Origin of the sequence: Mycobacterium sp., from assembly GCF_035314665.1 — a bacterium.
GTDB lineage: Bacteria > Actinomycetota > Actinomycetes > Mycobacteriales > Mycobacteriaceae > Mycobacterium.
Genome location: NZ_DATFZD010000401.1, coordinates 1 through 10127 on the forward strand (window position 1 = coordinate 1; position 10127 = coordinate 10127).

The following is a 10127-nucleotide window of genomic DNA, read 5'->3' on the forward strand; positions in this document are numbered from 1 at the left end:
CCGCATCAGCCAGGTGTTCCGCGGCCCGCGGCATCTGCTCATCGATTGCGACGGGATCAGTCCTGATCGACGGTGACGAGCAGCTTGAATGTCGTGGAGCCGTCGCCGACCCTGGTGGTCAGAACGAGCGGGTAATAGCCATCGGGTACCGACTTGTCGACCGTGATGGCGACGGTCGCGCTGGCCGATCCGTCGGCGCCGAATTGCCCCGATGTCTTGGCCGCCTTGATTCCCTTGGTGCCCGAAGTACCGGTGATGATGTAGCCGGTTGGACCATCGATCATCCGTTGCACGTCGACGGTCACATTGCTCGACCCTCCGTGTGCGATTTCGACGACGGCAGGCGAAACGTTCACTGCCACTGCCGAACTGCCCGCGCCGAACGATGGCGGCGCAGACGAGTCGGCGGAGCCCCAGGCTTTGTCGGGCCGCGGCGAAAGCGAGTACGCTAGTTCGCCGCCGGTATGGATGATCGACTCCGGAAGGTACGTCTTATCGGTGGGCCGGCCATCGACGTGAAGGCTCTTGATGTACTTCATCCGGTTGGGCCCGGATGCGCCCGACGCCGACATTTTGATGAACTTGCTTGCGGGCAGCGTGATTTCGATGTGATCGAAAAGCGGCGTGTTCAGGGTGAGGATCGAGGTCCCCGGTGTGCTCGGGTAGAGCCCGAGTGCGGCCCACACGTACCAGCTGGACATCGCGCCGAGGTCGTCGTTGCCCGGCTCGCCATCGGGTGCGGGAGTGAACAATTCGCTGCGTACCCGGTCGACTAATTGCTGGGTCTTCCACGGTTGACCGATGTAGTTGTACAGCCACGGCACCTCGAAACCCGGCTCGTTGCCGGCCCACAGATAAGGCTCTTCGGGGCCCACGTTGAGCTGCTTGGTGAAGCGGTCAAGCCGGTCCCCCACCGCTTTTCGACCACCGAGAGCCGTCACCAGGCCCGCGATGTTTTGCGGCACATACCAGACGTATTGCTCGGCGTTGCCCTCGTCGAACCCGAGCTGGCTGAAGCAACCCGCGGCGGGCTCCACGACCCCGGGACCCGGAGGAAAAAAGCCCATGGCATCGCGGGGCGAGATGTAGTGAGTGGAGGGGTTGAACAGGTTCTGCCAGTACTGCGCCCGGTTCTGAAATTCGGTGGCGGTCGCGGAATCGCCTATTGCGTCGGCGAATTGGGAGATCGCGAAGTCGTCGACCGACCACTCCAAGGTGATCGAGGCGCCGGGGATCGCGCCGCCCTGGCAGGAGTTCGCGTTCAGCGGAAGGTAGCCGCGCTGTAGGTAGGTGGCGATTTCTGGTCGCTCGATGTAGCCGTTGAGCCCGTCGCCGCCTTTGGTCGCGGCGTTGACCATGTAGCCCAGCGCCATGTTGACGTCGAAGTCCTTGGCACCAAAGGCGTAGAAGTTGACGATCAGCGGGACGACGCTGTCGCCGGTCATCTCGGCGGTCGCGGTATTCGCCAGTGCCCACCGCGGAAACGACCCGCTCTGCTCGGCGTCGGTCACCAGCGACTGGGCCATGTCGCTGGCCTGGTCCGGAAAGAGCAGTCCGTGCAGCGCGGCGAGTCCCCGATAGGTGTCCCAGTCGGAGAAGTTGGCGTACTGGGTGTGCCCCGCGGCAACCGTGTGCACATCGCCGTCGAATCCGATATAGCGACCGTCGACGTCGTTAAAGGTGTTGGGATTCAACAGCGAATGGTAAAGCGCGGTGTAGAAGGTCTTGACGTCGTCGTAGTCGGAGGTCGCGATCGCGATGCGGGAGAGCTTGTCGTTCCACTCTTTCGCCGCGGCGGCGCGCACGTTGTCGAAGTCGGCTTGGCTCTCGGCGGCGAGGTTGGCTCGCGCTCCCTCGAGGCTGACATAGGACAGCGCGGTGCGCACCTCGATGCGCGAGCCCGTTGGGAATCCGACGTATCCCCCGCTGGATCCGGAGTAACTCGAATACGCGCTGCGGCCGTCGGGAAAGATCGAATAGCCGTCCCAGGTACCGTAGGACGTGAACGGCTGGCTGAACTTCATCGCGAAGTACACCGTGTAGACGTTGTCCTTGCCGCAGAAGCCGCCGCTGGTCGCCGATCCGGTGATTGTCGTGTTGTCGTCGCCGATCTGGATGTTCGCGGCGGAGGTACCCCCAAGCGACGCACCGGAATTCACGTGCAACAGAGCGGGCCGACCGTTGTCGGGGTAGATGAACCGGCCCACGCCGGTGTGGGTGGTTGCGGTGAGTTCGGCAGTCACACCCGTCGCGGGAAACCGCACCGAGTAGTAGCCGGGCACACCGACCTCGGTGTCGTCGTGGGCGATCTCCTCGGTGCGGTCCCAGGGTTCGGAGCCGATCGACGTGGTGGTCGGCAGCATCGAGATGTCACCGAACGCCGCGCACCCCACCGAGGCGTGCGTCATGCTGAATCCGGTGGCCTGCTTGTTGCCGTGGTCGTAGCCGGCGTAGTTGCCGGCGGTGTCAGGCGAGTACTGCACCATCCCGAACGGCACCGAGGGACCGGGGAAGTTGTTGATCTCCCCCACCCGCTGGCCACCCGTCCCGGTACCGATCAGCGTGTCGACGTGGTCGACCGGATTCGCGACGTTGACCGGCGGGTCGTTCGACGTGGGCACAGCGCTGGCCAGCATCACGCTGACCAGCAGCACCGCCCCCAAGAGGGCGGCGAAGCGCCTTCTTGACCACATCGCTATCTCTTCCCGGCACGGACGTTACCGCCTGCCACATCCACGTTGGCGTAGCCGCACCGTGGATGTGTCGCAATGTTCTCAGCGTAGCCACACCGGATTTGTCAACGCGACCATTGCCCCGAGCGGTCGCCGCTGCGCTTCTCGCACCTCGAGGCGCGCGAAGCGCGCCGACGCGGCGTCGAGTTCCCATTGCAGCCGGGCCGACGACCCCACCGTCGCCTGTCGCACCCGGCCCGCCGCGGTGATCAGCGCAACGCTCGTGCCCGGGGCGCCGCTGACCACGGCGGTCACCGTCACCGACCCGTCGGGTGGCACCTGCAGTGTCTGCCCGGGACCGGCCATGCCATCGTCGCTGCTCGCGGTCAGCTCCAGCGCGACGTCGCATGATCGAGCGAGGTACGAACGGCCGCAACGCAGCCCGTTGATAATCGCGGGTGCTGACAGTCCGTCCGCGTGCACGACCGTTTGCGGAGAGCCGACCTGCTGGTGTTCGCCGTGCGAGTCGCTGCCGCCGACGGCCACCACGCGTTGGCCCTGCAGCAGCAGCCGCTGCCAAATACGAAGCGACAGTTCATCATCGAGGTTCCACCGACCGTTCCACACCTCGAGCGCATCCACGTGGTCAAAACCGAACTCCCACGCCGACCCCGGCATCGGCACCGACGGGTGAGCGGCGACCACCAGTCCACCGGCTTCGCGGACCTCGGCGGCGAAGCGCGGAAACACCCCGTCGCTTGGGCCGTATCGCCAGTCGACCCAGCCGTGCGGCGGCAGGCCGACAGCCAGCCAGTGCCCGTGGCGGGTGGTGACCTCCTCACCGGGAATCACCAGTAGCCCGCCGGTACGGTGCGTCAACCATGCCCGGTTGGCCGAGTTGGTGTTGTGCTCGGCCGAGACGATGAAGTCCAGCCCGCTGGCGCGGGCAACCGCCGCCAATTCGTCGGGAGCACGCCGGCCGTCGGAGTGGACGGTGTGTAGATGCAGGTCCCCGCGATACCACCGCGCTCCGGTGACCGACGGCGGCGGCGGAAACTCGACCACCGGCCCGCATTCCGCCAGCGGTTCCCCGCGCTCCATCGTGACCTGCGCTTCCCACGTCATCCCCCAAGGGCTTAACACCACCGGACCAAGCGCAACGGCCCACGTACCTGGCTCGATCGGGCCGGCCAGATAGCCCGGGGTGGCGTAATTGCTTGAGATCTCGAAGCTGTCGCGGGCGCCGCCCGACCAGCCCCGAAACCCGGCTGCATTGCCTAAGTCGTAGCCGGCTGGCCCAAAGATGCCTAGATCCAACACGTTTTGGGCCAAACCGCCGACGCCGAAATTCGAGTGAGACGTGGTAACTCGAATGCGCTGCACCCCCGGTGGCACGTCGAATGGCAGGTAAGCCCAGCGGTAGATGCCAAATCCAAAACGTCCGGCGAACGTAACCTCAATCGCACCGGGCGCGACCGTCGCGATGCTCATGGCTGCCAGCATCCAACACGAGGACGTAACTAACCGTTACATCGACACGAACGCTGGCCGACGAGCGGGTTTAGGGTTGACGAGTCCGCGCAGCAAAAGCTGATGGACGAAGAAAGTTCACTGAGCTGACAACGTTGAAGGGCTCCGAGAAGAACTAAACTGGAACCGCTCGGTTTACGCGTCCGTGCGGGCTAGTAAGCGGCTTTGACCGCAACAGACAACTCGTTCAACGCCAAAGAGGGCGGTGTTTGCGATGACCAAGGTCGCCTCGAGCAACGGTGTTCGGCCAGTCCAGAGCACCGACAAGCCGGTCATCGTCTCTCGCAGCGGACGACTCGCGCGTCTGGAGTCCAGCCTGACCCCGCATGAGGCGCAGATCGAGGATCTCGTTTTTGTCCGGAAGATCCTGAAAAAGGCAAATATTCCGTTCTTGTTGATCCGTGATCACAAGAACCGTCCGGTTCTCGCCATCGATATCGACCTGCGCTCAGCGGTCGAGACCGAGCTACCGACCGCCTGCGCCACCGAACCGATGTACGCCAAAACAGTTGATGTTCGCGGGCTTTCACCCATCTTACTGGCCGAAGGCAGGTTATCCAGGTTGGACGATCCGCGTATCGTGCGGCTGTACCGGCGGCGGATCGCGCCCGGCGGCTTTCGGTACGGCTCCAGGTTCGGCGTTGAGCTGCAATTCTGGGCGTACGAGGAGACGGTGATCCGTTGCCCCGTCGAGAACTCGCTGACGCGTACGGTACTGCCGCGGAGAGAAGTGGTGCCCGCAACCGCAAAGCTCTACGGATATAAGTGGCCGACGATCAAGGGGATGTTCACCCCACATACCAGCGACGTGACATTTGACATCGACATGGTGTTCTCCTGGGTCGACGGCGGTGACCCGGAGTTTCTGGCCCGCCGGGCGGCACAGATGTCGGAGGTTGTGGTCGGTGAAGGCGACGACGCCGAAGCGCGCATTCGGCAGATCGACGAACTGAAGTACGCGCTGCGGTCGGTGAACATGTTTGCGCCGTGGGTGCGGCGGATCTTCATTGCGACCGATTCGGTCCTCCCATCCTGGCTGGCCGAGCACCCCAAGATCACCATCGTTCGTGCGACAGAACACTTCTCGGATCCCGCGGCGCTACCCACCTACAACTCGCATGCGGTCGAGAGCCAACTTCAGAACATTCCAGAGCTGGCTGAGCATTTCCTCTACTCCAACGACGACATGTTTTTCGGCCGACCGCTCAGAGCCAGCGTGTTCTTCTCGCCCGGCGGGGTGACGAGGTTCATCGAAGCCAAGACCCGGATAGGGCTCGGTGCCAACGATCCCACCCGCAGCGGCTTTGAAAACGCCGCTCGAGTCAACCGACAGCTGCTCTTCGAGCGGTTCGGACAGGTCACCACCCGCCATCTGGAACACGCTGCAGTTCCGTTGCGCAAAAGCATACTGAGCGAGATGGAACGAGAATTCCCAAAAGAATTCGCCCGCACTCAGGCTAGCGCGTTTCGGTCCAGCACCGATATCTCGGTCACCAACTCGTTCTACCACTATTACGCGCTGATGACCGGCCGCGCCGTCCAGCAAGAAAAAGCCAAAGTGCTGTACGTGAACACCACCACCCGCGAAGGACTCGATCTCCTTACCGAGCTGCGGAAGAGACGCCGGTATCACTTCTTCTGCCTCAACGACAGCAGCTTCCCCGAAGTCTCGGCGGTCGAGCGCACCGAACGGGTCAAGGATTTCCTTGAACGGTATTTCCCCATACCCGCTCCCTGGGAGAAGGTCACCGCTGACATCGATCAGCCCGGTTTTGCCGAGCCGATGACGTTGACGCCATCGAACGGTGCTTGACGAGCAGTGGTGCGGATGATCAGTGGCTGTGCCCGGAATTGGCGGAAACTCTCGGCTTGATGATCAGGCTGGTCGCGAGAGCGGCGATGCCGATGGCAAGGCAGATCCACAACGCCGAATGGTAGGACGCCCCGGTGCCCTCCCCGACAACCGTTCCGGCCCAGGCAAATCCGAGCCCGCCAGGATGCCATCGACATCGGGCAGGCCCCGGGCTTTATCGATCAGGGAAAGACCGTCCTGCAGAACGCATTTGACATACTTGAAGCCGACCTATCGGCCGATTCTGACGTGCTGACCGTGTAGCAACTTCAGAGCTTGTAGCCGATGGCGCGCAACAGATCGCGGCGCTCGGCAACATCCTCATCGGTCTCCACCCCGACGGGGGTTTCTCCGTCGACCACGCCGATTATGCCGCGACCACGCGGCGTCACCGCGAGCACGATGTCGACCGGATTCGCTGTGGCGCAGTGGATTGTGCAGACTTCGGGCACCGCCTTCACCGGGTTGAGCACGCTGAGCGGAAACCCCCCGCGCAAGAAAATGACGAAGCAGTGTCCGGCCGCGATGGCCAGCGCATTAGAGGTCGCAAGCTCGATCAACTCAGCATCATTGCCGGTGCGGCGCACCAGCCGCGCTCCCGAGGCCTCGCAGAAGGCCAGCCCAAACCGTAGTGACCCGCCTACCCCAACCATTGCCTCGTGCAGGTCTTCGACCGTCTTGATGAAGTGCGCCTGTCCGATCACAACGTTGACATCGTCCGGCTTTTCAATGGGAACGACATCCCAGGACAGCGGCGTTGCGGCCACCGATCAGCCAGCGGTGCGAACGATCAGTACGTCGATTTTGGCCCGGCTGGCGACAGCCCCGGGGATCGAGAACAGCCGCCCGACGATCGCGGATCGTGCGTCTAGTCCCACATTGCCGACCACTAGCAGGTCCGCCCCAACCTCCTCGGCGAGGTCTACCAGCGCATGCACCGGAGCGGCTTCGACCGGCCGGTCCTCGATGTTCTTCGCCCCCGCCGCCTTGGCTCGGTCGCGGGCATCGTGCAACATCGCGTAGATTGGCGCGTTGCCCTGCACCAGGTAGGCCTCTTTCCCGAGGACGTCGGCCGCGCGCTTATCTTCCGCGTGGGTGAAGTAGCCGGTCGCAATGATCAGCTTCGCGTCCGAGTCGGCGGCAATCTTGGCCGCACGGTCGACCGCACGCAGCGAAGACTCCGAGCCATCGGTGCCGACCACCACAGTCTTGTAGGCCGTCATTTGCCCTCCGCAGCGTCGTTTGCAATGCCTATCGCAGACAGTAACTCGCCAATTCAGCGGAGCCTGAAAATTTCGCGAAACCAAGTTGGCAAATCTTCGCGGGACGCGGGCGATATCGGTCACACCCAGGGCGAACAGTGGGTACGGTTTTCATAGCGGTCCCCTTCCTTGGGTATTCGTGGTGGTTCATCCGAAGACCTGCCATCCGGTAGGCCTCAGGTGGGGACCGTCAACTGAAATTCCACGAAGACCGGGACGACCTCGCTAAGGAGGTACGAGATGTTAGACCGCGTAACGGTCCGCAACAACGGGCTGTCTCAACAACGCGAGCAAGATGCCGAGCTATTGAAAAGGTCAGGTGTGCACAAGCTCGTCATCACCGACGGCGAAGGCAACTGCTTAGCATTCGTATTATGTTGGGACAGCGTCGACTACGACGCTGAGACCGACACGTATGTGTGTGTTGCCGACAGCGATGGCAGAGAGCTCATGACCATGTTCGCCGCCGGAGAAGTCAAGTCAGCGCCCGGTGCGAACATGTACGTTGTCACCGCACCGGACGGGTTCCGCGGATCCAGGACGTTGCAGGCCCTCTGACCTCGACGGTTCCGGTTGGGGGCTCGGATTCTGCGGCTATGCCGTCAATCTGTCGCGCCCGTTACCGCCGCAAGGCATTCGCGCACCACCGAGACTATGTCCGTGGAAGGGTCCGCCCACTTGCTCAGCCCCAGGCGGTCAAGCAGCAAACCGCCGAGGAACACGTCGACGAATGCGGCCCCGACTTGTTCGGGTGTCCGGGAACCGACAGGGTCGAACCACACCCACATCCACTGCAGCGATCCCCACAGCTGCAGCGCCGCCAATTCGGCATCGACGCTTCGGAATACGCCGCTGCTTATACCGTTGCGGATCTCGTCGATCGTGAGCGTTTGCAGTTGATGGCGCAACTTTCGCACTTGCTGCATCGCTGGGTCATCGGACAGTTGGACCACCTCGCGCTGGCTTGCCACCGTCGCGTTGCGGGCGATCACCTGTAGCAGTGCGGAGGTATAGACCATCGCGGCGATGCGTTCGTGCGGCGAGGCCAGGCGGTCCCATACCATCTGCAGCGCTTCGAGCTCGCAGGCCAGGTGGGCCTCTTCAAGCTCCCGCAGCATCTGCGCCTTGGTGCCAAAGTGATGAACGATGGTGCCCTTAGACATGCCAAGCTCGTCGGCGATATCGCCGAGATTCGTTCTGTCATAGCCACGTTCGGCGACGTAGCGGACAAACGCGTCGAGAATCTCGCTGCGTCTGCCGGGCGATCGGGGCATCGCAACCCTCCGAGATAACTAACCGTACGGACGGTCTATCATACTTCGGGTCGGAAGTCTCCCCTAACTTGGGGCTTCGTCAGCGTGCGGCAACGGCAACACACTATAACTCCTGGTAGCGCTAATATAGCTAGTAGTTCGCCGATGGATTTTGGGCCCGTCCCGTCGCCAGGCGATGCCGACCTTTCCGTTATTGACTGTACGGACGGTCAAATGCAATAGTTACTGCGTGACGCAGACGACGGCGACGCGAGGCCCGAGGCTGGGAACCGAGACCGGCGGCCCGGCGACGTCGTTCATGTCACACCCCAAAAGTGTTCTCGTGAAGCGTTTTTCAAGGCACTACCTCACTGACCCGAAGCTGCGCCAATGACTACTTCGCACCTGATTACCGGCAAAGTACGCGACCGGATCCGACCAGGGACGGAAGTGGCCGGCGGGTTCTTCCGGATGTCCGTGATGACCGGCAAAGCCCTGATGAAGCCGTTCGAATGGCGCGAGTTCATCTTTAATGGCTGGTTCCTGATGCGGGTGTCGCTGCTGCCCACTATCGCGGTGTCCATCCCGGAAACCGTGCTACTCATCTTCACGCTCAACATCCTGCTGGCCGAGTTCGGCGCCGCCGACGCATCGGGGGCGCTCGCGGCGATCGGCACGGTGACCCAGCTCGGCGCGATCGTGACGGTGCTGGTGGTCGCCGGCGCGGGGTCCACCGCGATCTGCGCCGACCTCGGCGCCCGCACCATCCGCGAGGAGATCGACGCGCTCGAGGTGCTCGGCATCGACCCGATCCACCGGATGGTGGTGCCTCGCGTCGTTGCCTCGACGGCCGTCGCGGTGCTGCTCAACGGCCTCGTGATCGCCGTCGGCCTGGCAGGCGGCTACCTCTTCAGCGTGTACCTGCAGAACGTGTCGATCGGTGCCTACCTCTCCACGCTGACAGTGCTCACCGGCATGCCCGAGGTGGTGATCTCGATGATCAAGGCCGCGACGTTTGGGCTGATCGCCGGCTTGGTCGGCTGTTATCGCGGGTTGATCGTCCGCGGCGGGTCCAAAGGCCTGGGCACTGCCGTCAACGAAACGGTAGTCATAAGTTTCATCGCGCTGTTCGCGGTTAACGCGGTGATGACGACTATCGGTGTTCGGTTCGGAACGGGGCGCTGACATGGCTACGTCTATCGCGGCCATCGTCCCGCATCACCGCTTCCCGCGGGCAGCCGTCGCCCTCAGTCGATACCGCGACGCGCCGGCCCGGCAACTGACCGAGCTCGGGGAGATGGTCTGGTTCGCACTAACCGCAGTCGGGCTGATCCCCTTCGCTCTGCGCCGCTACCACAAAGAGCTGCTGCGGATGATTGCCCAGATGGGGATGGGTACCGGGGCAATGGCTGTGGTCGGTGGCACCGCCGCCATCGTCGGCTTCATCACCATGTCCGCGGGCTCACTGGTCGCCATCCAGGGCTTCGCGTCGCTGGGCAATATCGGTGTCGAGGCATTCACCGGATTTTTGGCCGCAATGATCAATGTGCGGTTTGTG

The 10127-nt window shown here is 63.1% G+C and carries 8 protein-coding genes and 1 pseudogene; 4 read left to right on the top strand and 5 right to left on the bottom strand.

Features of this window, described 5'->3' with window-relative positions; genetic code table 11:
- Positions 1 to 56: 56 nt before the first annotated feature.
- Positions 57 to 2693: a GH92 family glycosyl hydrolase gene (locus VKI00_RS28610; protein WP_324444232.1), complete on the bottom strand. Its 2637-nt coding sequence runs from the start codon at positions 2691 to 2693 to the stop codon at positions 57 to 59.
- Between the two features lie 81 nt (positions 2694 to 2774).
- Positions 2775 to 4163, bottom strand: a complete 1389-nt coding sequence (locus VKI00_RS28615; RefSeq protein WP_324444234.1) for a CehA/McbA family metallohydrolase — start codon at positions 4161 to 4163, stop codon at positions 2775 to 2777.
- Positions 4164 to 4416: 253 nt separating this feature from the next.
- Between VKI00_RS28615 and VKI00_RS28620 the strand changes: the two genes are divergently transcribed.
- Positions 4417 to 6015 (top strand): stealth family protein, encoded by a 1599-nt coding sequence (locus tag VKI00_RS28620; RefSeq protein ID WP_324444236.1) that lies wholly within the window; start codon positions 4417 to 4419, stop codon positions 6013 to 6015.
- Between the two features lie 308 nt (positions 6016 to 6323).
- Here the strand turns inward: VKI00_RS28620 and VKI00_RS28625 are convergent, their stop codons facing one another.
- Positions 6324 to 6806, bottom strand: coding sequence for an adenosine-specific kinase (locus VKI00_RS28625; protein WP_324444246.1), 483 nt, complete (start codon positions 6804 to 6806; stop codon positions 6324 to 6326).
- A gap of 18 nt (positions 6807 to 6824) precedes the next feature.
- Positions 6825 to 7277, bottom strand: coding sequence for a universal stress protein (locus tag VKI00_RS28630; RefSeq protein WP_324444238.1), 453 nt, complete (start codon positions 7275 to 7277; stop codon positions 6825 to 6827).
- Positions 7278 to 7556: 279 nt separating this feature from the next.
- On the opposite strand from VKI00_RS28630, the gene VKI00_RS28635 reads away from it, so the two are divergent.
- Positions 7557 to 7874: a hypothetical protein gene (locus VKI00_RS28635; protein WP_324444240.1), complete on the top strand. Its 318-nt coding sequence runs from the start codon at positions 7557 to 7559 to the stop codon at positions 7872 to 7874.
- Positions 7875 to 7918: 44 nt separating this feature from the next.
- Here the strand turns inward: VKI00_RS28635 and VKI00_RS28640 are convergent, their stop codons facing one another.
- The gene (locus tag VKI00_RS28640; RefSeq protein ID WP_324444242.1) at positions 7919 to 8590 is read right to left on the bottom strand and encodes a TetR/AcrR family transcriptional regulator; all 672 of its coding nucleotides are present in this window, start codon (positions 8588 to 8590) and stop codon (positions 7919 to 7921) included.
- A 369-nt stretch (positions 8591 to 8959) separates the two neighbouring features.
- Here VKI00_RS28640 and VKI00_RS28645 point away from each other — a divergent pair, with 369 nt between their 5' ends.
- Both VKI00_RS28645 and VKI00_RS28650 read left to right on the top strand, forming a co-directional pair.
- A complete protein-coding gene (locus tag VKI00_RS28645; RefSeq protein WP_324444244.1) occupies positions 8960 to 9754 on the top strand; it encodes an ABC transporter permease in 795 nt (264 codons plus the stop codon).
- 1 nt (position 9755) lies between these two features.
- Positions 9756 to 10127 (top strand): annotated as a pseudogene (locus VKI00_RS28650) (ABC transporter permease); the annotation flags it as partial.